Below are 26,207 nucleotides of genomic sequence, written 5' to 3' on the forward strand. Positions count from 1 at the left end.
GCGCCCATCCCTTTCATTTGCTGCACGCCTCCGGCGCTCGGCTCTCGTTATCAGTCAGGTAAACGAACGATGCCGCACACGGAACATTGGCTAGAGCGCGTTTTACCCGATCCTGCGGCGCGCTACGTCTCGCCGCCTCTCGGCCATTTTTTGGGAATAATGACGGTTTTCCTGCTTACCGATGCGGCGCTGATCGGTGGCTTGTACGGGCTTTTTTCCAACCGGGCGCCCGCAGCAGCAAGCCAGCTTGCTCCCCTGATGCTGGCGCTCTTCCTCCTGTTCCTGATGCTAGGCGGGGTATTGGCGTGGATGATCGTGCTCGCTCATCACAGCAGGCGATCTGCAATGGAGGAGAGTGAACATCATGTGCAGAAGCTCCTGGAAGAGATCAAGGCGCATAGCGCAACGGAAGCTGAACTCCAGAAAGCCAAGGAGGCCGCCGAGGCAGCCAATACCGCCAAGAGCCGCTATCTTCTGAGCGTCAGCCACGAGATCCGATCGCCGCTCAATTCCATTTATGGTTATGCCCAGCTTATGGAGCGTGGACATGAGGTCGCGCCCATTGAGGCCGCAAAGGTCATTCGCCGCAGCGCAGAGCATCTCACGAATCTCGTCGAAGGCTTGCTTGACATCTCTCAGATGGAAAGCGGCGTGTTGCGCATCTCCAACGACACGGTCCGCTTCTCACCCTTTGTGGACCAGATCGCCGACATGTTTCGGCCGCAAGCTCTCGGGAAAGGCATCGAATTCGATTATCAGCGACCAGAGCAGCTGCCTGATTTCGTAAGGACGGACCAGAAGCGTCTGCGGCAGATCCTCATCAATCTCCTGTCAAACGCCATCAAGTTCACACGTACCGGATCTGTGATATTCCGCATTCGATATCGCAGCCAGCTCGCGACATTCGAGATTATCGACACGGGTATCGGTATCGCGCCCGCCGACATGGCGCGGGTCTTCGAGCCCTTCGAGCGGGGCGGCAATCCGGATGCCCAGCGTCAGAAGGGCGTGGGCCTTGGACTCGCAATTACCCAGGCTCTGGTTCGTATCCTGGGCGGTGACCTAGCGGTCAAAAGCACCCCGGGTAAGGGCACGCATTTCACGATGCGCCTGATGATGGGCCAGGTCACAGCGCCGGTGGTGAATATGTCCCTCGCCGGTCGAGCCTCGGGCTATGAGGGAGAGAGGCGCAAGATCCTGCTGATCGACGATGACGTGGCCCAGCTCGCGTTGCTGCGCAGTCTGCTAGAACCACTGGATTTCCAAGTAGCGGAGGCGAGAAACGGACCGGAGGGGCTTTTGATGGCAGAGCGCCTGCCTCCCGATATTGTTCTGCTCGACGTGTCGATGCCGGGAGAATCGGGCTGGGAGGTCGCCAAATCCTTGCGAAAGCGCTTTGGCCCAGCACTGCGCATCATCATGGTCTCCGGAAACGCCCATGAATTCAGTCGGGGTAACGATGGACGAGCGGCCCACGACCAGTTCCTTCTTAAACCGATTCAACTCGACGCCCTGCTCGATGCCATTGCGGACCATTTGGACATTCGTTGGACCGGGGACGGAGCTCAACGAGAAAAAGCGGCGGAGGAGGCGCCCTCCCCGTCCCTGCCCGAAGAGGCTGCCCCGTTCCTGGCGGACATAGAAAGGAAGGCGGTCATTGGCCATGTGCGGGGCATAGAAGCGAGCGTGCGCGCGCTTGAGACCGCCATACCCGCCGCCGGGCCGCTCGCGACACGACTGCTCGCCTATCTCGATCGATTTGACCTCAAGGGTCTTATCAATGCAATCAGGGCCGCACGATGACTCCTCCCTATCCTTCTTCCGATACCGTCCTCGTGGTCGACGACACGCCGGAGTCGCTCCATTTTCTGACGGACACGCTCGAGGCCGCAGGAATCTCCGTGCTGATCGCGACGAGCGGCGAGGCTACTCTCACCCTCTTCGAGCATGTCGTGCCGGATCTCGTTCTCATGGATGCAGTCATGCCGGGTATGGACGGTTTCGAGACGACCCGCGCGATCAAGGCGCTGCCAGCGGGTGAACGCTTGCCCATCATCTTCATGACGGGCCTGACTGAAAGCGAGCATGTCGTCCACGCACTCGAATCCGGAGGCGTCGATTATGTGCGAAAGCCCATCGTGGTCGAGGAGTTGCTCGCCCGCGTGAGGGTTCATCTTGGGAATGCGCGGCGTGCCCAAGGCAGCGAATTCGCGCTTGATGCCACTGGCCGCAACCTCATTGCCGTTACAGGTACAGGGGCCGAGCGGATCAGCTGGACCACACCCGCCGCCGAGCGACTAATGCAGACTCTCGAGCCAACATGGTCTCGGGCGGACGGTGCGCTGCCGCGCATCCTTCAAGCGTCCATCACCCGAATGGCGCAGGACGACGCGCAAGCCGGCGCCGTGACGAAGATAGATCTCGGAACGGGAGAGACGATCGAATTGATCGTCGTCGGTCGTCCACGTCCCGAAGAATTGCTGATCCGCATCAATCATCTCGATCCACAAGCCGATATTGTTCGCTTGCAAGGTCATTTCGGGCTGACTCAGCGTGAGGCCGAAGTCCTTTTGTGGCTCAGTTATGGAAAACCCAATCGCGTCATAAGCGAAATTCTCTCGATCAGCCCGCGCACTGTGAACAAGCATCTGGAGCAGATTTTCGAGAAACTGGGGGTCGAAACGCGCGCTGCCGCCGCCGCGTTCGCCGTCCGCGTGATCACGCAATAGCACCCGTAGCGAGAACCGACCTTCTTCACCGCTCCCGAGCCCATTGGTAAGGTGTGCGGAATGTGTCATGCCTCCTTTACGAGCCGTGGCGAACATGAAGATTCGCACGCGCTGTTTGCTGGGAGGGGGTCGTTTGAAATTCGGTACACGTCGCAGGTACGCCCTGAGCCTTATCGCGAAATGACGGCACGGCGCACTCATCTTGTCAGGCTCCTGTTGGCCTTGGGCACGCTCTTGCTGCTTCAGAGCCCACAACTTGCGTCGGCGCAGGTTCCTAAGAAAAAGATCGTCCTGATCGGCAGCCCCAAGGAACATGGTTCGCCGGGCCGGCATGAATATGAAAAGGACTTGCGCGAACTGGCCTGGGCACTGGAGCATTCCGGCGCCAGCGAGCGGATCTCGACCCAAGTCGTCATCGGCAAGGCCCCCCGGGACTTGAGGCTGTTCGAAGACGCGGACGCGATCGTAATCCACGGCAACGGGGACTGGCTCAAGCGCGAGACCGGCGCTTTCTTCCCGCAGTTTGGGGACACGGACGGGCACACCTACGACGCGGAAACGCTCAAATTTCTTGAAGGGTTTGATGCGCTTATAAAACGCAAGAAGACCGGACTCGTCGTATTCCACTACACTATGTGGGTAGAGAACTGGGTTGCTCGCCGATATTTCCTGAGTTGGCTGGGCGGTCTGTGGATTCCCTACGCCTCGCATAACCCGGTCGACAACTGGGCGATCAAACCCATCCGGTCCTCACATCCTGTTCTGCGCGGCGTGAAGCACTGGACGGCGCGTGATGAAATGTATTCACGCTTCTTTCTAAGCGACAACCCTGGTCGTACTGTATTGTTGAGCGCCATCCCGCAGAAGAAGGAAAACGGCGCAACCAATCCGGTCGCATGGGCCTATAACCGACCCGAGGGAGGGCGTTCCATTGTCTGGGGAGGAAATGACTTCCACGACAATATCCATCTTTTCGCTCAGCAGCGCCGCTTTCTAGTGAACGCCATATTATGGTCGGCAGGTGTAGTGGTGCCGCGCGGCGGTGCCAGCGTGCCACCACCGCCGGAACTTTGAGTGCATTGACGTAAACCATCACCTGACCGAGACACACTCCGGCAGGCTGGACAGAAGGGGATATAGGGATGCCATTGAATCAGCCGTTCCGCTTATGCGCGCTTGCCCTACTGGCGGTGTCGCTTGCTCCTCAGGCGTCGGCCGGCGAAGGCTTCTTCTCCAGCGAGGAGGTGGTCCGGTACACGCCCGCATGGACGGGCGAGCGGTTTCCGGACGGCCGCCCCAAAGTATCTGACGACATACTGGAGCGTATGAAGTCGGTCACGCTGGAGGAAGCATGGGCGACGCTGCGCGGCGCCGGCTTCAATCATCAATATGAGGATGGCTGGCTATCACTCCTGCCCGACAAGGTGATGGTCGGCCGTGCGCTCACTGCACAGTGGATGCCTGGGCGACCTGACATCCAGACCGTGATCGAGAAGGACGGTGCGGCGGCTGGCCGCAAGGGCGCGATGAATGCCTGGCCGGTGGATATGCTCCAGAAAGGCGACGTTTATGTCGCCGATCATTTCGGCCTCAAGGAAAACGGCCCTTCGGTCGGCGATAATGTCGCCAACGCCATCTATGCGCGAACAGGCAACGGCATCGTCTATGACGGAGCGATACGCGACATCGAAGGACTGAAGGAGTTGCCGAACTTCGTCTCCTTTGTCCGCTCATATGATCCGTCCCACCACTTCGGCTCTTCGGCGACGGGCGCGCGTCTCAACTCCACCATGGTTGGCATCAACGGTCCCACGAGAATTGGCAAAGCCACCGTCATGCCCGGCGATGTCGTGCTTGGTCGCTCCGGTGGCGTGATATTCATCCCGCCACAGCTTGCCGAACGTGTCGTCAAACTCTCGGAGGTCACCCGCCTGCGGGATATGTTCGGCCACCAGCGCCTGCGAGAGGGCAAGTATACCGCCGGTCAGATCGACACGCGGTGGACTGATGCGATCGAGGCAGATTATCTTTCCTGGTTGCGCGCCAACCAGAACAAGCTGCCCGTTAAGGCAGAAGTCATTCGCCAAATGATAGACAGCCGCGAAAAAGGTATACCTTACGAAGGCTAAACGCATAAGAAGCCACGCCATTCATTTGAGAAACCACTCAAGGGAGAAGATCATGTCGTTCCGTCTCGTTTCCGCTTCCATCATTGCCAGCGTCTGCCTGGCCGGTGCGGCCTATGCAGCATCCCCTGCCGAGGTCGTGCAGCGCCATGTCGATTCGATGAAGACGGGCGACATCACGCGCATCATGGATGATTATTCGGCTGACACAGTCGTGATCACGCCGAAGGGGCTCGTCGCAGGTCAGACCCCTGCCGATGGGCCGGGCGTCTACTCCGGTTCGGCCAACGCCCAGCGCGTCTTTGCGACCATCACCGCCAAGCCCAACCTGCCTGGCGTAAAGGCCATGGAAACGCGGATCGAGCCGGTCGGAACCGATGGCGCCCTCCTTTACTGGGTGCAGAACAAGGGTCAGTCCAACCAGGTTTCCGGCAAGGACGTGTTCATCGTCCGCAACGACAAGATCGTCTATCAGGCCATTCTCGTCGACTGATCCAGCATCACCTCGAAGCCGCTACCTGAGTGTAACGCACTCTCGTAGCGGCGAAGACTATCCTCCCTTGCCCATCCGGCGCTCTTTCGCTCGGATGCGATCACCCGTTGACCTGATCTAATATCGCGTCCTATGGCGCCCGGAGCGACAGGTTCCCCTTAATCGGGGATTGAAATGGGAACGGGGTTCAAGACCCCGGCTGCCCCTGCAACTGTGAGCGGCGAGCCACTACGCCATATGCCATTGGGATGAGAATCCTGAGAAGGCGGCGAGGACCGGCACTGACCCGCAAGCCAGGAGACCTGCCCGTCGCTGTCGTTCTCCGATCGGCCAGGGTGCGCCGAGTGGACGGGGGTAAACCCGCGCAACGACAAGAATCAGCCTCCGGCGACTTCGCCGGGGGTGTCGTCACGTGGAGATTACATGAAGAAGGTTCAGTTTCTTGCCGGCATCGCTCTGATCACCCCGGCAGTTGCGCTTGCGCAGGTCGAAGCACCCGCACCGGACGCCGCCGCGACCAGCGCGGCCGGGAGCAGCGACGGAACAGTGATCGTCACCGCGACGCGCAGCGCTCTGCCGATCGACCGCGTCGCCGCCTCCATCACCGTCCTTGACAAGATGTCCATCGACCAGGCTGGCGATCTTTCAGTTGCCGACCTGCTGCTGCGCACGCCCGGCGTCAGCCTCTCCCGCAATGGCGGCTACGGCACCGCCACCTCGCTGCGCATCCGCGGCGCAGAGAGCGACCAGACGGTGGTGGTCATTGACGGCGTGAAACTCAATGATCCCTCATCGACCGGCGGCGGCTATAATTTCGCGAACCTGCTCACCGGCGATGCCAGCCGTATCGAGGTGCTTCGCGGACCCCAGTCGATCCTGTGGGGTAGTCAGGCAATCGGCGGTGTCGTCAATATCGTTACTCCTCTGCCGGAAAAGGCGCTTGAAGGCAGTGTCGATGTCGAGGCCGGTAGCCGCGAGACAGTGAGCGCACGCGCCGCGATCGGCGGTCGTACTGGTCCCCTTGCCTGGCGGATCGGCGGGCAGGCTTTCACGACGGACGGCGTCTCCGCAATTGCGCCCGCTTTCGGTGGGAAAGAGGCTGACGGCTACACCAATCAATCCGTCACCGGCCGCGCTGTGCTCGATATCACCGACGGCGTAAGCGCTGATCTGCGGGGCTATTATTCCAATGGCCGGGTCCAGATCGACGGGTTCAGCGGCGACACTGCTGAGTATTCGCGCAACCGTGAATTCGTGGGCTATGCCGGCCTGAACGTCGCGTTGCTGGACGGGCGGTTCCGCAATCGCATCGCTTATGGTTATACCGACACCGACCGCGACAACTTCAATCCCGCGCTTGCGCGGAGGCAGACATTCGACGCGGCGGGCAAGAACCGCCGGCTGGAGTATCAGGGCAGCCTGGCTATCGTGCCCGGCGTAGAAGCTTTGTTCGGCGCGGAAAACGAGGTCAGCCGCTTCCGCAGCGTCTCCCCTCCCGCCAGTCTGGCAACCCCGGTTCCAGCGCCTGCGCGCGGACGGGCCGAGATCACCAGCTTCTACGGCCAGCTCAATCTCACCCCGACGGAAGGGCTGACGCTAACGGGCGGGCTGCGCAATGACGACCATAACCGGTTTGGCTCGCGAACCCTGTTCGCTGGCGGAGGCGTCTGGGCACTGCCGACCGGCACTGTGCTCCGCGCAAGCTATTCCGAAGGGTTCAAGGCGCCGACGCTTTACCAGCTCTTCTCGGAATATGGGAACCAGACCCTTGACCCTGAACAGGCACATGGATGGGAAGCAGGCACCGAGCAGCGCTTTCTCGATGGAAAAGTCAGCCTGGGCGCGACCTATTTTGAGCGTCGCTCGCGAGACCTGATCGTCTTCGCCAGTTGCTCAACGACAACCGTAGACCCGCTCTGCTTCATGCCTGGGAGCAGCACCCAGCGGCGTTTTGGATATTATGAAAACGTCGCCCGTGCGTTCGCCCAAGGCATCGAGGCAGCAGGACATGTTGCCATCAGCGACGCGCTATCCATAGATGGCAACTACAGCTGGACGCTATCCGAGGATCGCTCCCAGGGCTCCGCGAATTTTGGAAAGCAACTTGCTCGTCGCCCGCGTCACGCGTGGAATATCAGCGCGCAGTACAGCATTCCTAAGGGGCCGTCTCTCGGAGCAGCCGTGCGATGGGCAGGCGAAAGCTTCGACAATGCCAGCAATAGCACGCGGCTCGCCCCCTACACGCTGGTCGATCTGCGCATAGAGATGCCCGTGTCCGAAGAAGTCCGCTTTTTCGTGCGCGGCGAGAATGTCTTCGACGAGAAATACGAGACGATCTATCGCTATGGCACACTGGGCCGGAGCATCTACGCCGGCCTGCGAGGTCGGTTCTGATGGGCTTCTTCACAAAGATTGGAAACCGCTCACGGCAGCGCTTAACAGGCGCGGCCGATGGCACCACTGCCACCTTGTGGATCGTCATCCTTACTCTCGCCAGCACAGTGACCACAGTTGCGCTGGCCTGCGCCACACCGTTCACTGCCCTGGCAGCGCTGGCCGCCACGCAGATGCGCGGGCGGGACGGTATCCCGCTCATGGTCGTTGCGTGGGCCGCAAGTCAGCTCGTCGGCTTCGGTTTGCATGATTATCCACGGGATGCGACGACGCTGGCATGGGCAGCCGCACTCTGCATGGCGGCGGTTGCCTGTGTCGTCGCGGCCAGGCACGTCACAATCCGTATGCAGAGCCCTTCCATGCTCGCGCGGATTGTCGTGGCCTATCTGGTCGCGTCCGTGACGTTCAAGGCGGTCATTCTGCTCTGGTCGTTCGGGCTGGGAGGTGTTGATACCGCCTTGTCTCCGGCGATCAACGCCCGCCAGTTTGTGCGTAATGGTGAGATCCTCGTCGCGCTCTACGGGTTGTGTCGGGCACTGCTCGCAATCGGGATGCCAGGCATCCCGCGTGACGGGGGCACGTCCGGGGAACGCGGGTCCGTGGCGATATGCTGAAGCGGAGCGGCGACGGCACAACAATCATTATATGCAACACCTGTCGCCATTCCGCGAATGAGAGAGAAGACGCCGATGGGCGGAGGGGTGGAGCGCGCCTAGCCGAAGCGCTCCGCCGTATTATGGCCCAAAGCTCCGGCCATGACGGCATTGCCATGGAGGAGATGGCTTGCCTCTTCGCCTGTGGGGACTTCTGCACGGTTCATTTGCGGGCCTCTGAAAAAATCGGCTACATCCTTGGCCGTTTCGAGCCGACCGACGAAGCCGCGCAGGCCCTCCTCGATTATGCAAAGGCCTATGCGGCAAGCGCGGAGGGACAAGTGCCGTTCCGCGAATGGCCGGACGGGGTGAAGGGCCATTTCATCGCCCGCACGCCGCCACCGGGCTATATCGTCGCATGAGCGCGTTCGACACGGTTGCCGCATTCGAGCAGGCACTGGCGGATCTCCCGCCTCCGGACGCCGCTGCCCGCGCTGCGGCCATGGCCCGGCAGGCGGAACTGACCAAGCCACCCGGTTCGCTTGGCCGGCTCGAAGAGATTGCGATATTCATAGCGGGCTGGCACGGGAATGTTCGTCCCAAGATCGAGCGCGGGCGCGCGCTGGTTTTTGCGGGCAATCACGGCGTGGTCGCGCGAGGAGTGAGCGCCTTTCCCGCTGAAGTCACCGGACAAATGGTCGCGAACTTCGCGGCGGGGGGCGCCGCCATCAATGCGCTCGCTGCTGCTGCGGGTTTGGACCTTGCTGTCGTTTCTCTCGATCTCGACCAGCCCACCGCAGACTTCACCCACGCGCCGGCAATGACCGACGCGGAGTGCCTCGCGGCAGTCAATGCCGGTGCAGCGGCCGTAGGCGATGCGGATTTGCTCGTGCTGGGCGAGATGGGCATCGGCAACTCCACGGCTGCCGCCGCCCTCGCCGCCGCGAGTTTCGGTGGAACCGGCGCCGACTGGGCAGGTCCGGGAACCGGGATGGATGCCGCAGGAGTCGCGCGCAAGGCCGAGGTGGTCGACGCGGCACTGGCTCGCCACGCCGGCCAATTCGGTTCCGCCTTTGAGATATTGCGTCGCGTCGGCGGCAGGGAAATCGCGGCGATCGCGGGCGCGCTCCTCACCGCGCGCAAAAGCCGCGTTCCCGTCCTGTTGGACGGCTTCATCAGCACCAGTGCGATCGCACCCCTCGCGCGCTATGCGCCGGCCATCACGGAACATTGCCTCGCCGGCCATTGTTCAGCGGAGCCCGGGCATCGCCGCTTGCTAGACCGGTTGGGCCTTGCCCCTCTTCTTTCTCTGGACATGCGATTGGGTGAAGGGAGTGGCGCAGCGGTCGCGGCGCAGATCGTGCGCTCGGCCCTTGCCATGCATGAGAACATGGCGACTTTTGCCGAAGCCGGCATAGCTGCCGGATGACAAGCTTTCCGCTCTACCTGATGCGCCACGGCGCTCCGGTGGAGAGTGGCCGGCTTCTGGGCTCGACAGACTGCAACGTGACGCCCGAGGGGATTGAGGCTTGCATCGCGCAAGCACGCGACCTGTCACCGGCTGTCCTGATCTCCTCAGATCTGATCCGGGCGCGCCGATGTGCCGAGGCGTGCGGAGAGACCCACATCGAGCCTCGTTGGCGTGAACTCGACTTCGGCGAGTGGGACGGCCTCGCTCCTGCCAGCGTCGATCCGATGGCACTGGATCTCTTCTGGCAAGATCCAGACCGTCACCCGCCCCCCGGTGGCGAGCGGTGGTCCGCCCTCGTTATGCGAGTGGGCGCAGCGATTGATGCGCTGAGGCCGGCGCCCACGCTCGTCGTCACACATGGCGGAGCGATGCGTGCCGCTCTGGCGCATCTCTGCGGCTTGTCTCTATTGGCGGCATGGGCGTTCGATCTTCCCTATGCGTCGCTCCTCACTCTGAACGTCTGGGATGGCACCCCACGTCACGCCCAGATAATAGGGCTACGCTCATGAGGGGCCTCTGGATCGCCCTCGCGTTTCTTACGCGCCTACCTGTGCCGAGAGTGGACGCGACTGCGGACATGTTTGCCCGATCGGTGCGCTATTATCCCGCCATTGGGCTCGCAATCGGAGCGATTGTCGCGGTGGCCGGCTGGTTCGGCGCGTGGCTTCATCCCTGGCTAGGCGCGCTGGCCGCCCTGCTCGCCTGGGTCTGGGTGACCGGCGCGCTTCATCTGGATGGTCTGGGCGACCTCGCAGACGGACTCGGCGCGGCGCACGGCGACAAAGCGCGATTGCTTGCCGTCATGGCCGATCCGCACATCGGCAGCTTCGGCGTGGTGGCGATCGTGTTGCAGATTTTGTGTAAGCTCGTGATGCTCAGCTTACTCCTGCCGACATATTGGGCCGCGATCATCCTGATTCCGGCTGTGGCGCGGCTGGGACCGCTCTTCTGGGCTAGATATCTGCGCCCTCTTCGTTCTGACGGATTGGGAGCGGCCATGGCCAACGCGGTTCGCGGCAGTGACCTGATCTTAGGAGGCGTAGCACTCCTCCTCGCCTGCTTCGCGCTCCCCTGGCTTGCCATTGCGCCCATCATCCTCGCTTTTATCGGCTTCTGGTTCCGCTGGCGGATAGGCGGCATGACGGGAGACATGCATGGCGCTGGGATCGAGGTCGCCGAGAGCCTTTTATTGCTCGCCTGCGTCGTTCAGGCTGCCCGCTGAGCAATCGCCAGTATCGCATCGACATCAAGCGCGCGCTCGATTGCTTCTCCGATCTCATCAAGGGCAGCGTCGACATCGGAATGGTGATCCGGTCCTTGCCCCGCGACGCCGATCCTCGCGAGCCAGGCTGCGCGCTGCGCTGCCTCCCCCAGCAGCCCGTGAACATAGGTGCCAGCCACAAGTCCATCTGCGGTCAGCGCACCCTCCGCCCGGCCATCCGACAAGCGGCCCAGCGGGCGATCCGTTCCGCTACCGGTCGTCTGCCCGAGGTGGATTTCGTAACCACTAAAGGAAGCGCCTAGCGCCTCGCCGGTGACCTGCGTCAAGGTCTTGTCGTCACCCAGCACGGTCTCCACGTCCAGCAGCCCTAGCCCTGTAGTCGTGCCCGCCGCCCCCTCAATGCCCAAAGGATCGGCGATCGTGCGCCCCAGCATCTGATAGCCCCCGCAAAGCCCCAGCACGGGTCGCTTCTTGCGGTGGTGCGCCAAAATATCGATGTCCCAGCCTTCGGCGCGCAGGAACGCCATGTCCGCCCGGCTCGCCTTCGAGCCCGCGATGATAATCATCGCTGCATCAGGGATCGCCCTTCCCGGCGGCACCATCACCACCTCTACTCCCGGTTCCAGCTTCAGCGGATCAAGATCGTCGAAGTTGGCGATATGCGGCGTGATCGGGCAGGCAATGATCGCGCGATGCCCCCTCCCCACTACCGGATGATCGAGCACGACAGCATCTTCGCTCGGCAGGCGGCGTGCAGGAGCCAGCCATGGCACGATGCCAAGGGAGCGCCAGCCGGTGCGCTGCTCGATCGTCGCCATCCCCCCCGCGAACAAGGCCGGATCGCCCCGGAACTTGTTGATGAAAAAGCCGTGAACCATTGCAGCGTCCGCCGGGTCGAGCACGCTATGCGTGCCCACCAAGGAGGCGATGACGCCCCCACGATCTATGTCACCAGCGAGGATTACGGGGACATTAGCGGCACGCGCGAAGCCCATATTCGCAATGTCGCCGGCGCGCAGATTGGTTTCGGCAGGCGACCCTGCGCCCTCTATGACGACAAGATCAGCTTCGTCCGCCAGCCGGCGATAGCTGGCCAACACCTCCTCCAGCAGGCCTTCGCGCCCTTCCCGCCAGCGCCCTGAGGTGAGCGTCCCGCGCACCTTCCCCCGAACAATGAGCTGCGAGACACGATCGCCCTCCGGCTTGAGCAGCACGGGGTTCATGTCGACACTTGCGGGAACGCGGCATGCGATTGCCTGCGTGGCCTGGGCGCGGCCGATTTCTCCTCCATCGAACGTTACGGCCGCATTGTTGCTCATGTTCTGAGGCTTGAAGGGGCGGACATTCAGCCCCCTGTTGGCAAATGCGCGGCACAGCCCGGCAACGAGAACCGACTTTCCTACTTCGGAGCCAGTGCCCTGTACCATTATCGCAGCCATGCGATGCCTCCCGTCAGAATTGCCAACAAAAGACATGCGCGTAAATAAACCCGCAGCGCGCGGCGCACATCGCTTCCTGTTGATTGCCGCCCTTCCCCGCCTATCCACGGCTTTTCATGGAGCACACCATCATAGGTGACTGGCCCCGCCAGAGAGAGCCCTAGCGCCCCTGCCATCGCAGCTTCGGGCCATCCCGCGTTGGGTGAGGCGTGGCGCGCATGATCGCGCCACGTCACGCGCCAACCGCCTTTGCCCGCGAGGCATATCAGCACGGCCGACAGTCGGGCGGGAATGAGATTGGCAACGTCGTCCGTCCGGGCAGCCGCCCAGCCAAAGGCCCGCCAGCGCGGCTCGCGATGACCGATCATGCTGTCCGCCGTGTTGATCGCCTTATAGGCCCACACACCTGGCAACCCGGCCACCAGCAACCAGAACAGGGGTGCGACGACACCGTCGCAGAAACTCTCCGAGAGGCTCTCGATTGCCGCGCGGGCAATGCCCGCTTCATCGAGCGCCTCGGTATCTCGCCCTACGATCATCGAAACGGCCCGCCGGGCCTGCGGCAAATCTCCCTGCCTCAGAGCATCGGCAACGGCCCGGACATGATAGTAGAGGCTGCGAGCAGCTATTCCCGGCCATGCGAACAGCGCGATGCCGATCCATGCCCCTCCGCCGAGAATCGAGTGGAGCAGGCGTTCGGCACCCACGCCTACTCCTGCAGTCACACCGTCCAGCACCACTATGGTCACAATGCCCAATAAGCGCCGGGCCTTGTCGGTACGCGCAGGGCTGTTCCAGTGCCGTTCGGCCCAATCAAGGAAGCGCGCAAACGCCCCGACCGGGTGCCCGACAAGAGCGTAAAGTCGCGACGGCCATCCGCACGCCGCGTCGATGAGCAGCGCCAGAAGTGCCACCGGCTCAGCCATTTGCGAGCGCCCGGTCCAATTGATCGAACGCCTGATCGTCACCTGGCAAACCAAAGCGCAGCCATCGCGCATTGGACGCAAAGGGCCGGGTCAGAATACCGGCGCGAGCCAGTCGCGCGAAAAGTTCTTCAGCGTTGGAGTGTTCGACCAGACGAAACAGCGGACTCTCACCGAGAGCCTTGAGGCCATGGCGCTCCAAAAGCTCATCCAGCCTCGCCGCCCGCGCCGCAAGTGCCCCGCGCGCTTCCGCGATCCATTGCGCGTCGGAATAGGCTGCGGTCCCCCATGCGATGGCCTGCGTGCTAACGGGCCAATCGCCCAGCATTTCGCGGAAGCGCGCGAGAATGGCTGGCGGCGCGATCACGAAGCCCAACCGCACTCCCGCAAGCCCAAAGAACTTTCCAAAGGATCGCAACACGATCACGGGTGTCTCAGCGTCCTCTATGGGCAGGATGCTGGTTCCCGGATTGGCATCCGCAAAGGCTTCGTCAATCACCAGCCAACCACCTGTGGCCTTCTGACGGGAAGCGATCTCGCGAAGGCGAGCAGGCTGAATCGTCCGGCCATCAGGATTGTTAGGATTGGCGAGGAGAAGCGTCCCTCCAGATTGGCAGCCGATGGCAGGGACATCCACAATGTCATTCGCGACTTCGCCATGAGTGCCGTAGCTGGGCGAGACTGCAACCAGAGGGGACGGCAGGCCGACCCCGCGCAACAGGCGGAGCGCGATTTCGCTGCCCGGAACGGCCGTGACGCTGGCGGCTGCCACGCCGAAATGGCGGGCCGCGCTCGCTTCAAGTGTGGCGAGGTCTGCGACATCCGGTAACGACGCCGGATCGAACAGGAGGTCGGCGGGCGGCTGCCATGGGTGCGGGTTGATGCCGGTGGAAAGGTCGATCCATGGCCGGGGCGCATTCGGCCAGACCTGCATAGCATCAGCCAGTCGGCCGCCATGCCTCCTGAACTTCTCGGCGGAGCCTGTCGATTCCTCTTGCGTCATCCTCCTCGCCATCGCCATTCAGACGCCAAACGGCAAGTCGGACCTTTCATGACGCAGCAGGCAAGAACGACATTGGTGCTTGGCGGCGCCCGATCCGGCAAGAGCCGTCACGCACAGGCTCTGGCCGAACGCATGGCGCAGAGCCGGGTTTTCATTGCCACCGCTCAGGCTTTCGATGCGGAAATGCGCGAACGGATCGCACGGCATCAGGCAAATCGCGATTCAAGCTGGTGGACGGTCGAGGCGCCCATCGCGCTGGCCGAGACCATTCTCCAGCATCGGGGGACATCAGGTGTCCTGCTTGTCGACTGCCTGACCCTGTGGCTCTCGAATCTTCTGCTGTCAGATCAAGATGTGGAGACGGCAGTTGATGCGCTGGTGACCGCAATCCGGGAATCGACCTTGCCGATCATCCTCGTCAGCAATGAGGTGGGCTATGGTATCGTGCCCGACAACGCGCTCGCGAGGCGATTTCGGGACGCCGCCGGCCAGCTCAACCAGAGGCTATCGGCAATTTGCGATGCCACGGTTCTGGTCGTTGCCGGTAACCCGATCACGATAAAGCAGCAATGATCGGCTCGATGTAGTAGCCTAATGAAAATCATGGCTTTTGATCGGGATCAGATCATCGTCTTTCCAATGCCAGTCTGACCTTATTTGCGGCTTCCATGCCTCGTCCCCCCGGTCAGGCGCTCCGGGATAGGTCACGGCGTCACCGCGCGACACCAGTCTTGGAAGGTCCATTTCTCCCACTTTGCGCAGCAGTGGCGTCAGATCATTCAATCGATCGACGATGACATGAATGACGCTCCCCTCTCGCTGCACTCGCCCGGTAATCGACAGCATCGCCGCTGACATCACGACACGCCGGTTCGCCTCAAAGCGATCGGGCCACAATATCGCGTTGGCGATACCGGTCTCATCCTCGAGAGTGAGGAAAAGCACGCCCTTGGCAGATCCCGGACGCTGGCGAACGAGAATGATACCGGCCAGATCGACGCGCGTGCCGTCCTTAATAGCGCTCAGTGATCCGCACGGCACGGCACCACGTCGCGACAGTTCGCTTCGCAGGAAGCTCACAGGATGCGCGCGCAAACTGAGCTGAGTCGCGCGATAATCCTCCACGACTTCGCGCCCGGCCGTCAGCGCAGTCAGCACGGGTGATGGCTCGTGGGTTTCCAGCAGCGCCAGCAATGGCGGTGGCTTCTCGCCCAGACCCCGGATCGTCCATAACGCGGCGCGGCGATCGAGTCCTAAGCCATGAAAGGCATCGGCCTGTGCCAGCTTTTCCAGTGCCGCCGTCTTCACTCCGGAGCGCCGCCAAAGATCGGCGATATCGCGGAAGGGCCGTTCCGCGCGCGCCAGAAGAATCCGCCCTGCCTCCTCAGCCGACAGGCCGGTAACGATGCGCAGACCAAGGCGAAGCGGCCGGATAGGAGGCTTTTCATTGGGGGAGGCATTCTGCGGAACATCCACGCTTTCTATGATGGTGTCCCATTCGCTCGAGATGATGCAGGCCGGCCGTATTTCCACGCCGTGCTCGCGTGCATCGCGCACGATCTGGGCCGGCGCATAAAAGCCCATGGGCTGGGCGTTCAGCAGGGCTGCACAGAAAATGTCCGGATGATGGCACTTCATCCATGAAGAAGCATAAGCGATCTTGGCGAAGCTGGCGGCGTGGCTCTCGGGAAAGCCATAGCTACCGAAACCCTCGATCTGTTTTACCAGCCGCTCAGCAAATTCGAGGGAAATGTTGTTCTTCAGCATCCCCGAGATCAGCCGATCCCGAAACTCCCCCACGCCACCTGTCATCTTGAAGGTGGCCATCGCGCGGCGAAGTCTGTCCGCCTCATTTGGGGAAAAGCCGGCGCCCAGAATGGCGACCTGCATGGCCTGCTCTTGGAAGAGCGGTACGCCCAGCGTCTTTTCAAGCACGTTCCCGAGCTTTGAACCCGGATACTCGAAGCGGATATTGGGGTTTTCACGCCTTTGCTCGCGCCGCTTGAGATAAGGATGGACCATATCCCCCTGGATCGGGCCGGGCCGCACTATCGCGACCTGAATAGCGATGTCGTAGAAATTGCGCGGACGCATCCGAGGCAGCATCGACATTTGCGCACGGCTTTCGATCTGGAAGACACCCAACGTGTCCGCACGGCACATCATGTCGAATGTCGCCTCGTCTTCGGCTTGCAAGACCGGGTCGGCGAGATTGAGCCTGACGCCCTTATATTCCGCGAGGAGATCGAACGCCCGGCGCATGCAGCCCAGCATGCCCAGGCCCAGAATATCGACCTTCATGAAGCCGAGATACTCGATATCTTCCTTTTCCCATTCGATGACCTGCCGGTCGATCATTGCCGCAGGCTCCACCGGGATCAGATCCGCCAGAGCGTCCCGCGTCAGCACGAACCCGCCGGGGTGCTGCGAGAGATGGCGTGGGGTTCCGACCAGTTCGCGCGCCAGTTCCAGCGTCAGCGCCAGGCGAGGCTCGTTCAGGTCGAGATGCAAGGCCTCGACATGATCATCCGGAATGCCGTCGTTGGACCAACCCCAGACCTGTCCCGCCAGCGCGGCGGTCATGTCCTCCGGTAGCCCCATAACCTTACCGACCTCGCGGATTGCCCCTCGGGTCCGGAAGCGGCTGACGACCGCAGTCAGCGCAGCATGATCGCGGCCATAGCTTTCATAGATCCATTGGATCACTTCCTCTCGCCGCTCATGCTCGAAATCCACGTCGATGTCGGGCGGCTCCTGCCGATCTTCGGAAAGGAAGCGTTCGAAAAGCAACTGATGCTTGACCGGATCGATCGAGGTAATGCCCAGCACGAAGCAGATCACTGAATTGGCGGCCGACCCCCTGCCCTGACATAATATGTCCTGGCTGCGCGCGAACTGGACGATGGAATGCACCGTCAGAAAATAGGCGGCATAGTCCCAGTGACGCACCAGTTTCAGTTCTTTGGTGAGCAGGCGCCGGTAGCTCCCTCCAGGGCGCTTGCCCGGCGTCATCGCGTTGAGTGCGCGCCAAGCCATTTTCTCCAAAGCCTTTTGCGGGCTGTGCGAGGACATCACACGCTCGTCAGGATATTGGTGCTCGAGTTCGCGTAGCGAGAAGGTGCAGCGCTCGACGATCGCCTCCACCGCCATCAGAGCATCAGGATGATTGCGGAACAGCCGGGTCATTCTTTCCGACTGCTGGAGATGGCGCCCCGCATTGCGCTCTCGCCGGAATCCCAGTTCGTCGATCGTGGTTTTCTCCCGGATAGCCGTCACGACATCCTGAAGGATCCGGCGTTCGGGGGTGTGATAAAGCGCATCCCCGGTCGCAAGCGGCGTCAATCCATAGGCGCGTGCAGCCAGCGCGGTTTCATGCAGGCGCAATGCTTCACCGGGGCGCCGCCAGTGCGTGAGGCACACATGTCCTCGCTCAGGGAACAACTCTGCCATCCAGCCGAGTTGGATGGGGTCTGCTCTAAGGCCGGGCACAAGCGCGGCGACCAACCCATCGGCGTGGGTAGCGACGTCATCCCAATGCAGAAAGCACCTTCCCTTTTCCCCGCGCTGGGCGTCGGCCCGTCCCTTGCCAAGGCTCAGCAGGCGCGTGAGACGTGACCAGGCGGGGCGATCCTCGGGCCAGACGAGCAGCGATGCCCCATCGACCAGATCGAGGCGGCATCCATAGACCGGACGTGGCGGCGTAGACATCTGGTCCCGCAACTGGTCGGCGGCATGAAGCGCCTGCACGACCCCTGCCACTGAGTTGCGATCGGTAATGCCCAACGCAGGCATACCCATCAGCGCCGCCTGCGCGAAGAGCTCCTGAGGGCTGGATGCGCCCCGCAAAAAGCTGAAATGGGTTGTGACCTGAAGTTCGCTATAGGTCATCCGAACCGACCGTGCAGATACCAGCTCAGGTCGCCGGTTTCGGCGCGTTCGCCGTCCCCTCGTCGAAACAGCCAGAAACGGCGACCATCCTCGACCTCGACACGGAAATAATCGCGAATGGCCTCGCGTTCGCCTGCCCGTTTCCACCATTCGCCGGTAATCCGCTCCGGTCCGTCCGCCCGCAGAACGCGGAGAGTCTGCCCTCGCCAAGTAAAACGGAGCGGCGGCTGATCGGGCAGATCCGCGATGACATGATCGAGCCGCTCAGGATAGCGGAACAGACGCGCAGGACGAGGACGCGATGGATGCCAGGGATGATCCGCAGCACGTCCATCGAGCCATCTCACGTCGCTGGCTTTCAAAGGCGCATCACGGCGCGCCATCGGGGGCAAGGGTGAGCAACGCCTGACACTGCGCTCGGGGACATCGCTCTCGACCGGCATATCCCGCCAGACCTGCAAGGAGCGATTGACCAGCATGTCAACCAAAGGCCCCAGATCCGCGGCCCTTTCCTCCAGTTGCTCGTCATAGGGTTGCGCGTCCAGTTTCTCGAAAGCACGAACGCGCAGATGCAAGGCATCAATGCCATAGCCCGGATCAATCGTCTCAATCCGGCGCCTGATGAGACGCAGGATATGCGCGGGATCACGATTGGCTCGCGCGAAGCCCAAGCGAATGATCTGAGGGTGCCCGTCCACGCGATCCGCCACGAGCAGCAAGATACGAGCGCCGCCCCCCGCCTGAGCCAGAGCCTCCGTCAGGCGGGGCACCAATAGGCCGAGCCAGTGATCGATTGCCTCCGCTGTGGCAATCGGCTCGGCAAAGGACTGGGCAATATGAATGGAACGCGGCGGTATGACGGAATCGAGAGGCTCGGCTACATAGCCCAGCGCCTGATCGAGCCGGGCGGCTGCTTCGACCCCAAACCTTCGGGTAAATGGCGCGCGAGGCAAGGCGACCACGTCTGCCACTGTGACAATTCCCAGCCGCCGAAACAGGGAAAGGGTTTGATCCGGAAGTCGCAGCGCTGCTGCTGGCAAAGGAGACAATGCCTCCACATGGCGGCCTGGTGCGCAGATGTGGACCCTGTCCACATTCCGGGAAAGCGCCCAGGCCGCTCCCGCTGTATCCGCCACGGCGATCCGGGCCTGTATCTTCCGGCGGGACAGCAGCCTCAAGATCGCGTCCGCCATGCGGCGCTCACCGCCATGCAGATGCGCCACTCCGGTCAAGTCCATGAATAATCCGTCAGCATCCGAAAGCGCCACGGTCGGCGTCCAGCGCGTCGCGAGAAACACCGCCAGTTGGCGAAGTTCTGCGGCATCTCCCTGAGGATCGGCATCACGCACAACAAGATGAGGCACCTGCGCACGCGCCTGTGTCAGCGCCATGCCTGATGCGATGCCCAGCGCCTGCGCCGCAGGAGACGCAGCAGCGACCTCGACTTTCGCGGCCACCTTTCTGCTCGTCACAAGCGCAATGCCATTGCTTGTGGGAGATTGCGCCCTGCGAGTCGGAGGACGCGTTATCCTTTGCGGTTCCTTGAAGGGGGGATCGCTCACTTCGCTTGAGCGACCAAGCAGACGCATCGGCGGCTTTTGATGATGCGGCAGCTTCGCAACCTGCTTCTTCACGTCTTCACGCGCCCAGCGCGCACCAGGGCGCCACCCGCTATTTCTTGGCGCATCGCACTGGAGCACTTTCTCCGCCTGTGCTGCGGCGCGAAGATCGCTCAGATCCGGTTCGGCTGCAGCCTGCTCAGGCCGCAACGCGAGAACTGGTTCGGCGTGAAGAATCCGGTCGATCGACCAGTTCGGTAGCCAAAGCGCAGCAACCCGTCTCATCGCAGGCCTCCACTGTCATTTCGAAAGGATCGCCCCCACGCTGTCGCAAGAGCTCCACTCGCCAGCGCGCGCGGCCCACCCCTGCCATCGGCAAGGGAGCCGAGGGTGCCGCACTGATCCTCCATTTTGTCCTGGCCGCAGATGGTTCGGCGAGAGGATCGACATCGCCCCGGGCGGAGCGACGGAAAAGAAGTGCCATCGTCGTGCCGCCCTCGGCGGCGAGTTGCAGCCGTCGGGTGGCGGTCAGCGAAGCCTTTCCCACTTCAGCGATAACTGCGCCAAGGCCCCGATGACGCAAGGCATCCTCCATTGCGGCCAGTAAATCCGCGTCATTGCGTGCCGCAGCGAATATCAGCCGTTCTGGAGCCAGTCCTGCCTGCGACAAGGCGGGCGTGAAGAGATTATGACGGCGAACAAGCCAAAGAACCGGGCCGGGGTTACGCGCGGCAATCCCGGCAATGAAAAGCGATGCAGGGGCATCATCCTGCGGATCTGCCTCACCCGCCCATGCTTCATGCAAGGCGTCGATGCGCAATCCTCCGTCACTCAGCCGCGCATCCATCTTTGAGATGCCGAAAGATAGGCACGGAGTCGTGGCGCGTTCCGCCTCGATCGCGGCAATGGTTTCACGCAAAAGGGCCAGAACGTTGGACACGGAACAGAGACTCGATGAAGCTTGTTCCTTTTTTGTTCTTTTCCTTGATTGAGTCAACCACACGCTTCAAAGCGCCAATAAGACGCAGGTCGCCGCTCGCAGAATTCGTCGTGCGGCCGGTTTGACGGTTGCGGATAAGGCGCTCCCCTGCAAAACGTTCAGCATGACCGTCAGCGCGCTTCTGGATCTCTTAATCATCCGCTTGGTGCGCACCTACGGCGGCACGAAACAGCAATGGCGCAAGGCGATTGGTCCTGTGAAGGTGCACGACCGCGCTACGCATAGTCACTGCAACTGGTCCGTCTCACCGTCCGGCACCGCGCAAAGAAATGCCGCGATCGAACAGTTGCTCGATACCGTGCGCCTCGATCATCCAATTGTGGATGAAGACTAGCGTGTAATCGGCGAATATCAGGGGCGTCAGAGTCACATCGTCCAGCCAAAGCTGACACGGCACAGACTGGCTGTTTTCTGATGAAAACTGGAGCGGGCGAAGGGATTCGAACCCTCGACCCCAACCTTGGCAAGGTTGTGCTCTACCCCTGAGCTACGCCCGCTCTGGCGGTCGCTGGGCTAGCCCGGCGACGGGTGAGGCGGGCCACTAGCACCCGACCCGGAGTGCGGCAAGTCCCTTTTGTTCTATTTTGCCAAAATCCTCAGCGCCCTTGCGAAGCGCGGTCCCTCTGCCCCATATTGAGCCGCAGCATACGACATCGTTTTTTTGAACCGAGGAGACAGGGTTGTGGCCACGCTAGGCCTTAGCGAGCAGGAGAAGCAGGCCGTCGCAGATTTTCGGCGCGATGTGGTCGATCCATCCCAGACCGCTCTGATCCTCGTGGATTTCTGGGCTGAGTGGTGTGGTCCCTGCAAACAGCTCTCGCCGATCATCGAGAAAATCGCTGATGAATATGCCGACAAGGGCGTCAAGCTGGTCAAGATCAACGTTGACGAGAATGGGTTCATCGCGAGCCAGTTTCGCGTTCAGTCGATCCCGACTGTCTATGCAGTGTTTCAGGGCCAGCCGATCGCAGACCTCTCAAAAGCGCGAACCGAAGCCCAGTATCGGCAGATGCTCGATCAGCTTCTCGCGCAGTTGCCCATCGAGAGCGAGGCAAGCCGTGCTGCAGAGGATCTCGCGCCGCTGATCGCCATGGGTGAAGAGACATTGGCAACTGGCGACCATGAGCGCGCTCTGAGCATTTTCAGGCAGCTGAGTGACATGGCGCCAGATAATGCCCAGGTGGTGGGCGGGCAGATTCGCGCGCTTGCGGCGCTGGGCCGCGAAGACGAGGCAGAAGCGCTCCTCGGTGCTCTTCCCACCGACCTCGCCAAGGATCCTGCGATCGAGCGCGCGCGTGCGGCGATTGCCCTCGCCCGCGCGGCAGTGCCCGCTGCCCACCTCGCGCCACTTCAGAGCCGTGTTGCCGCCAATCCTGACGATCATGAAGCCCGTTTCGAGCTCGCCGGGGCGTTGATGGCTGCGGGGGACCGCGATGGTGCGGCTGACGCACTCCTGGAGATCATCAGGCAGGATCGCGACTGGGAAGACAGCAAAGCCCGCAATCAGCTTCTGCAGCTCTTCGAGGTGGTGGGTCTGGAAGATCCGTGGGTGTCCGCACAGCGCCGGCGCCTCTCGGCGATTCTCTTCGGCTGACCTAGCGGAGCTGCGTTATCCGTCGTCTTCCCGTCTTTCCCCTTGGTGGCGCGATCCTGTTTCCGCGCATGCACCTGCCGCTCCATATCTTCGAGCCGCGCTATCGGGCTATGATCAGCGAAGTCATGGCCAAGGATCAGCGGATTGGCATGATCCAGCCCAGCGACAATGAGGATCCTCCGGCACTCTTCAGCATGGGCTGCATCGGTCGGATTGCCGAGGTGGAAGCGCTGGAAGACGGCCGTTTCAATATCATTCTGGCCGGTGAGGCGCGCTTTCGCGTCGTTCGCGAGCTTGAAGTCACGACTCCTTTCCGACAGGTGGAAGCGGAACCGCTCAGTCCGGCAGAGGACGATCCTGGCTTCCTTTCCGCAACGGAGCGCGCCGGTCTGGAGATCGAGGCGCAGCAATTCGCCGAGCATCTTGGTTATCAGGTGGAATGGGAGGCCGTGACGCGGCTTGACGATGAAACGCTGGTCAATGCTATCGCTCAGATCGCTCCTTTCGACGTCGCCGCGAAACAGGCCCTGCTCGAAGCGAATCTACTGACGGAGCGTTGCGCCATGGCTGTTCAGCTCATGCAGTTCTACGGGCGCGGTGACAGCGCCGGCTCCGCCACACTTCAGTAGACTCTCACACGATTATGGTCTGGCCTGACTGGATCAACCCGGCCCGAAGTTTTGCCATGCCAGCCGCGCAGTGAGCGCGAGTGACACGAAAATAAGCAGCGGCCGGATCACCTTGGCTCCGTGCCTGATCGCCAGATGCGAGCCGATCCATGCGCCGCTCATCGAGCCGAGGGCCATGATGAAGCCCAGCAGCCAGAGCGTCTTGCCGGACGCAACGAAGAGCAGGACGCCTGCAGCATTGCTCGCCAGATTGAAAAGTTTGGTATGGGCGGCCGCCCGGCGCAGGCCCATGCCCTTGAGCGCAACAAGGCTCGTCGTGAAAAAGCTGCCGGCGCCCGGACCAAAAAATCCGTCATAAAAGCCAATTGCGCCGCCCACCGGCGCGTATCCTTTAAGGCCCAGCCTCGCGCGGGAATCATCGTCGGTCATGCGAGGCGAAAGAACCATATAGGCGACGACGCAGATGATGAGCACCGGCATCACTTTGCCCAGCGCGTCGGCGGGGATGCGCTGGAGGACCCAAGCTCCAGCCATTGCGCAGACGAAGATGAATGCTGTCACGCCCATATAGCGCCGCACATCGATCAACCCCATACGCAGGTATCGCCAGAATGCCGTGGCCACCGAAAACACCGACTGCAGCTTATTGGTCGCCAACGCATTGACCGGAGGCAATCCGCTCGCCAACAAAGCGGGCACAGTGATTAGCCCACCGCCACCGGCGATGGAATCGATGAAGCCCGCAAGCATCGCAGCTGCGGTCAGCCAGACATAGCTCTCGATCCCGAGCGTCACACTGCTCAGATCGGATAACCGAGTAACAGGCGGGGGCGTGGACCGCTCTCGCCGCGCGCTTCGGACATGAACTGGCGCTTGAGTGGCCCGATCCGCTGCACTGCCCCCAGTCCCAGCGCCCGTACGCGAGACGGCAGTCGGCCCGGCACGTCGAAAAGACGCACCAACCCATCCATCATCAGCGTGACACTGGTCGCGTCCAGCGCCCGCCAGCGCTGATAACGCGTGAGAAGCTGTGCGTCGCCGGGCTCAAGTCCCATACGCATGCCTTCCACGATCACCTCGGCCAGCGCTGCTGCATCACGATAGCCCAGGTTCACGCCCTGCCCCGCTATGGGATGGATGGCATGTGCCGCATCCCCTACCAGCGCGAGCCGGTCATCCACGATCCTTGCGGCGCGATGATAACCGAGCGGATAGCTCTGCATCGGGGCGGCAAGGCTGATCCGTCCCAGAAAATCGCCCATCCGCTTCTCTGCCTCGGCGAGCCACGCAGTCTCGGACAATTTCAGCATTGCCCCGGCATGGCGCTCAGGCACGGTCCACACGATGGCGGACCGGGTGCCCGGCTGCATCGGCAGCAGCGCGAAAGGTCCGCCCGGATAGAATATCTCATAGGCCGTGTTACCGTGCGACCGCCCATGATTGATCGCCGTCACCAGCGCACGCTGGGGATAGGACCATTTCGCCACTGTTATGCCGGCCAATTCGCGCGTGGGGCTATTGCGACCTTCCGCCGCCACAAGAAGGCTGGCGGAAATCTCTTCCCCACCGGCAAGCGTCGCGGTGACGCGATAGGGTCCACGCTTCGCCTGCACGATCCGGTTCGGCTGGAAACGGGTAAGTCCGTCGATGCCCGTCGCCGCCGCGTCGATAGCCCGGCGCAGTTCCCGATTCTCAACCATCCGGCCAAGCGCCCCGTCGTCAGGGTCCGGCGCGAAATCGAGGGCACCCGGCCCCAGCCCTTCGCTTACCCAGATGCGGTCTATTGGGCAGGTTTTCCCAGCCAGATGCTCCGCGATGCCGAGCGCTTCGAACATCCGCCAGCTGGCGCTTGCGATCGCCGAGACGCGCCCATCGAACCCGTGAGCGAGCGTATCGGCCGGAAGTGCGGGATCGACGACCGCGACCGTCGCACCGTGGCGCGCCAGCGCTATGCCGAGCGTCAGGCCAACAAGTCCGCCACCGGAAATGAGAACATCGACATGCTTCATGTGGACGGTCCTAGGCGAGTTGACGAGCCGAGGGAAGCGTCCGGCAGATGGCGATCACTCTGCGTTGCGCGAAAAACGGAATACCGTCGCGGGAGGGAAATTGCGCACGATATGCCCAACCCTCCGCACATCCAGATCGAGAGACTCGTAGACCTCGCGCGCAATCGGCGGACGGAGCGAATAAGTGAACTGCACAAGCACCCCGCCCGGCATCAGCAGCTTGAACGCCTCTGCCAAGATCGCGCGCTGAAGTGACTTGCTCATCGCAAGCATCGGCAAGCCGGAAATGATTGCCTGATACCCGCCAGCGCCCCCCGCTGCCTGCGTGCAAATTGCCTGAGCCGGCGTTTCCAGAACGGTCGTTCCGGGAAAATCGCGCCGCAGATCACGCGCAAACTCCGCGTTTATCTCCACGATCTCCAGCTGGTCGGCGGGAAGCCCTGTCGCCAGTATTTCCCGGGTGAGCGCACCGGTGCCACCGCCAAGCTCCATCACCCGACCCGCGCCGGGATCAATCTGCGCGGCCATCATGCGGCCAAGATATTGGCTGCTGGGAACGATCGAGCCGTTCTGACGAGGCCGGCGGACCCAGGCGTGCAGGAACCGGACATAATCTGACGCGCGCGAGGGCCGTTGGGCAGTGGCGGAGCAGTGCTGGTGCATAACCTCAAACAGATACGTCAGACTTGACCGGCGCAATCCCTAAATGGCCGGCCGCAGATAGAAAAGAGGAAATGCCAAAGGGACGCATTTCCTTATCCCTCATCAGCCGCTCCACGCCGGCCAGAATGGAGAGGTCTTGGCACGTGACTAGCGGACCACGCCTCTCGCCGACATCAATCTAACCCGTAAGCTATCGAGCGAAATCGAGGCTACGTCTTCATCCGGCCGAGTAGACCGAAGAAGCCGGGCGAGGTTCTCATGTCGCTGGCTGATTTCGTCGATCGCCTGCAGCGTGGTGTGGTGCCGCTCGATCATCTCATTGTCTTCGCAGAGCACGGCGATGACGCTTTCGAGCGCATCGCGGGCCAGGTCCATCTCGTCGGCGATCAGGCGGTTCATGTTCACTTCCTTGGGCGCGCACGACGGCTCGAACGGAACGACCACGTCCTTTTGTGGTGACGTCTGGCTCATG

General features: G+C 62.0%; 25 protein-coding genes, 1 tRNA gene and 1 riboswitch. Of the genes, 15 read left to right on the forward strand and 11 right to left on the reverse strand.

Annotated features, from left to right (window positions below; genetic code table 11):
• Positions 1 to 159 precede the first annotated feature (159 nt).
• From ACNAOH_RS01935 to cobS, 11 genes are all read left to right on the forward strand, one after another.
• On the forward strand, positions 160 to 1,803 hold the full coding sequence (locus ACNAOH_RS01935) for an ATP-binding response regulator (RefSeq protein WP_443971096.1): 1,644 nt from the start codon (positions 160 to 162) through the stop codon (positions 1,801 to 1,803).
• On the forward strand, positions 1,800 to 2,729 hold the full coding sequence (locus tag ACNAOH_RS01940; protein ID WP_443971097.1) for a response regulator: 930 nt from the start codon (positions 1,800 to 1,802) through the stop codon (positions 2,727 to 2,729). Before ACNAOH_RS01935 ends, ACNAOH_RS01940 begins: the two co-directional genes overlap by 4 nt.
• Positions 2,730 to 2,789: 60 nt before the next feature.
• Entirely contained in the window at positions 2,790 to 3,803 is a 1,014-nt protein-coding gene (locus ACNAOH_RS01945; RefSeq protein ID WP_443971098.1) for a ThuA domain-containing protein, read from the forward strand.
• Positions 3,804 to 3,871: 68 nt separating this feature from the next.
• Entirely contained in the window at positions 3,872 to 4,858 is a 987-nt protein-coding gene (locus tag ACNAOH_RS01950) for an RraA family protein (RefSeq protein ID WP_443971099.1), read from the forward strand.
• 52 nt (positions 4,859 to 4,910) lie between these two features.
• A complete protein-coding gene (locus tag ACNAOH_RS01955; RefSeq protein ID WP_443971100.1) occupies positions 4,911 to 5,348 on the forward strand; it encodes a nuclear transport factor 2 family protein in 438 nt (145 codons plus the stop codon).
• 132 nt (positions 5,349 to 5,480) lie between these two features.
• Positions 5,481 to 5,672: riboswitch (cobalamin riboswitch) on the forward strand.
• A gap of 99 nt (positions 5,673 to 5,771) precedes the next feature.
• Positions 5,772 to 7,742, forward strand: a complete 1,971-nt coding sequence (locus tag ACNAOH_RS01960) for a TonB-dependent receptor plug domain-containing protein (protein WP_443971101.1) — start codon at positions 5,772 to 5,774, stop codon at positions 7,740 to 7,742.
• Positions 7,742 to 8,356 (forward strand): hypothetical protein, encoded by a 615-nt coding sequence (locus ACNAOH_RS01965; RefSeq protein ID WP_443971102.1) that lies wholly within the window; start codon positions 7,742 to 7,744, stop codon positions 8,354 to 8,356. Before ACNAOH_RS01960 ends, ACNAOH_RS01965 begins: the two co-directional genes overlap by 1 nt.
• On the forward strand, positions 8,350 to 8,757 hold the full coding sequence (locus ACNAOH_RS01970) for a DUF1636 domain-containing protein (protein ID WP_443971103.1): 408 nt from the start codon (positions 8,350 to 8,352) through the stop codon (positions 8,755 to 8,757). Before ACNAOH_RS01965 ends, ACNAOH_RS01970 begins: the two co-directional genes overlap by 7 nt.
• Entirely contained in the window at positions 8,754 to 9,764 is a 1,011-nt protein-coding gene (gene cobT, locus ACNAOH_RS01975) for a nicotinate-nucleotide--dimethylbenzimidazole phosphoribosyltransferase (protein ID WP_443971104.1), read from the forward strand. The genes ACNAOH_RS01970 and cobT overlap by 4 nt, the downstream gene beginning before the upstream one ends.
• Positions 9,761 to 10,315: a histidine phosphatase family protein gene (locus tag ACNAOH_RS01980; RefSeq protein WP_443971105.1), complete on the forward strand. Its 555-nt coding sequence runs from the start codon at positions 9,761 to 9,763 to the stop codon at positions 10,313 to 10,315. The genes cobT and ACNAOH_RS01980 overlap by 4 nt, the downstream gene beginning before the upstream one ends.
• Positions 10,312 to 11,028, forward strand: coding sequence for an adenosylcobinamide-GDP ribazoletransferase (gene cobS, locus ACNAOH_RS01985; RefSeq protein WP_443971106.1), 717 nt, complete (start codon positions 10,312 to 10,314; stop codon positions 11,026 to 11,028). The genes ACNAOH_RS01980 and cobS overlap by 4 nt, the downstream gene beginning before the upstream one ends.
• Here the strand turns inward: cobS and ACNAOH_RS01990 are convergent.
• The 3 genes from ACNAOH_RS01990 to ACNAOH_RS02000 are packed head-to-tail and all read right to left on the reverse strand — an operon-like array spanning position 11,013 to position 14,393.
• Positions 11,013 to 12,467: a cobyric acid synthase gene (locus ACNAOH_RS01990; protein WP_443971107.1), complete on the reverse strand. Its 1,455-nt coding sequence runs from the start codon at positions 12,465 to 12,467 to the stop codon at positions 11,013 to 11,015. The two genes, cobS and ACNAOH_RS01990, sit on opposite strands and share 16 nt — an antisense overlap.
• Complete coding sequence (gene cbiB / locus ACNAOH_RS01995; RefSeq protein ID WP_443971108.1) at positions 12,455 to 13,393, reverse strand: adenosylcobinamide-phosphate synthase CbiB; 939 nt, start codon at positions 13,391 to 13,393, stop codon at positions 12,455 to 12,457. The genes ACNAOH_RS01990 and cbiB overlap by 13 nt, the downstream gene beginning before the upstream one ends.
• Positions 13,386 to 14,393, reverse strand: a complete 1,008-nt coding sequence (locus ACNAOH_RS02000) for a threonine-phosphate decarboxylase (RefSeq protein ID WP_443971109.1) — start codon at positions 14,391 to 14,393, stop codon at positions 13,386 to 13,388. The genes cbiB and ACNAOH_RS02000 overlap by 8 nt, the downstream gene beginning before the upstream one ends.
• A gap of 48 nt (positions 14,394 to 14,441) precedes the next feature.
• Between ACNAOH_RS02000 and cobU the strand changes: the two genes are divergently transcribed.
• A complete protein-coding gene (gene cobU / locus ACNAOH_RS02005) occupies positions 14,442 to 14,966 on the forward strand; it encodes a bifunctional adenosylcobinamide kinase/adenosylcobinamide-phosphate guanylyltransferase (protein ID WP_443971110.1) in 525 nt (174 codons plus the stop codon).
• 18 nt (positions 14,967 to 14,984) lie between these two features.
• Here the strand turns inward: cobU and ACNAOH_RS02010 are convergent, their stop codons facing one another.
• The 3 genes from ACNAOH_RS02010 to ACNAOH_RS02020 are packed head-to-tail and all read right to left on the reverse strand — an operon-like array spanning position 14,985 to position 20,780.
• Positions 14,985 to 18,281, reverse strand: a complete 3,297-nt coding sequence (locus tag ACNAOH_RS02010) for an error-prone DNA polymerase (protein ID WP_443971111.1) — start codon at positions 18,279 to 18,281, stop codon at positions 14,985 to 14,987.
• Complete coding sequence (locus ACNAOH_RS02015) at positions 18,278 to 20,125, reverse strand: DUF6504 family protein (RefSeq protein WP_443971112.1); 1,848 nt, start codon at positions 20,123 to 20,125, stop codon at positions 18,278 to 18,280. The genes ACNAOH_RS02010 and ACNAOH_RS02015 overlap by 4 nt, the downstream gene beginning before the upstream one ends.
• Positions 20,040 to 20,780, reverse strand: a complete 741-nt coding sequence (locus ACNAOH_RS02020; protein WP_443971113.1) for an ImuA family protein — start codon at positions 20,778 to 20,780, stop codon at positions 20,040 to 20,042. The genes ACNAOH_RS02015 and ACNAOH_RS02020 overlap by 86 nt, the downstream gene beginning before the upstream one ends.
• A gap of 163 nt (positions 20,781 to 20,943) precedes the next feature.
• On the opposite strand from ACNAOH_RS02020, the gene ACNAOH_RS02025 reads away from it, so the two are divergent.
• A complete protein-coding gene (locus ACNAOH_RS02025) occupies positions 20,944 to 21,174 on the forward strand; it encodes a hypothetical protein (RefSeq protein ID WP_443971114.1) in 231 nt (76 codons plus the stop codon).
• Positions 21,175 to 21,262: 88 nt separating this feature from the next.
• On the opposite strand, the gene ACNAOH_RS02030 is transcribed toward ACNAOH_RS02025, so the two are convergent.
• Positions 21,263 to 21,337 (reverse strand) — tRNA-Gly (locus ACNAOH_RS02030).
• 185 nt (positions 21,338 to 21,522) lie between these two features.
• Between ACNAOH_RS02030 and ACNAOH_RS02035 the strand changes: the two genes are divergently transcribed.
• Together ACNAOH_RS02035 and ACNAOH_RS02040 are read left to right on the forward strand one after the other, a co-directional pair.
• Positions 21,523 to 22,434, forward strand: coding sequence for a tetratricopeptide repeat protein (locus ACNAOH_RS02035; RefSeq protein ID WP_443971115.1), 912 nt, complete (start codon positions 21,523 to 21,525; stop codon positions 22,432 to 22,434).
• 17 nt (positions 22,435 to 22,451) lie between these two features.
• Positions 22,452 to 23,063, forward strand: a complete 612-nt coding sequence (locus ACNAOH_RS02040; protein ID WP_443972026.1) for an LON peptidase substrate-binding domain-containing protein — start codon at positions 22,452 to 22,454, stop codon at positions 23,061 to 23,063.
• A gap of 33 nt (positions 23,064 to 23,096) precedes the next feature.
• Here the strand turns inward: ACNAOH_RS02040 and ACNAOH_RS02045 are convergent, their stop codons facing one another.
• The 4 genes from ACNAOH_RS02045 to ACNAOH_RS02060 form a co-directional block, all read right to left on the reverse strand.
• Positions 23,097 to 23,858 (reverse strand): TSUP family transporter, encoded by a 762-nt coding sequence (locus ACNAOH_RS02045; RefSeq protein ID WP_443971116.1) that lies wholly within the window; start codon positions 23,856 to 23,858, stop codon positions 23,097 to 23,099.
• 5 nt (positions 23,859 to 23,863) lie between these two features.
• Positions 23,864 to 25,072 carry an FAD-dependent monooxygenase gene (locus ACNAOH_RS02050; RefSeq protein WP_443971117.1) on the reverse strand — a complete coding sequence of 403 codons (1,209 nt, stop codon included), beginning with the start codon at positions 25,070 to 25,072 and terminating at the stop codon, positions 23,864 to 23,866.
• Between the two features lie 54 nt (positions 25,073 to 25,126).
• Entirely contained in the window at positions 25,127 to 25,735 is a 609-nt protein-coding gene (locus ACNAOH_RS02055; RefSeq protein WP_443971118.1) for a class I SAM-dependent methyltransferase, read from the reverse strand.
• Between the two features lie 147 nt (positions 25,736 to 25,882).
• A complete protein-coding gene (locus ACNAOH_RS02060) occupies positions 25,883 to 26,206 on the reverse strand; it encodes a hypothetical protein (protein WP_443971119.1) in 324 nt (107 codons plus the stop codon).
• Position 26,207 lies beyond the last annotated feature (1 nt).

Source organism: Sphingobium sp. CR28 (assembly GCF_052327305.1).
Lineage (GTDB): Bacteria > Pseudomonadota > Alphaproteobacteria > Sphingomonadales > Sphingomonadaceae > Sphingobium.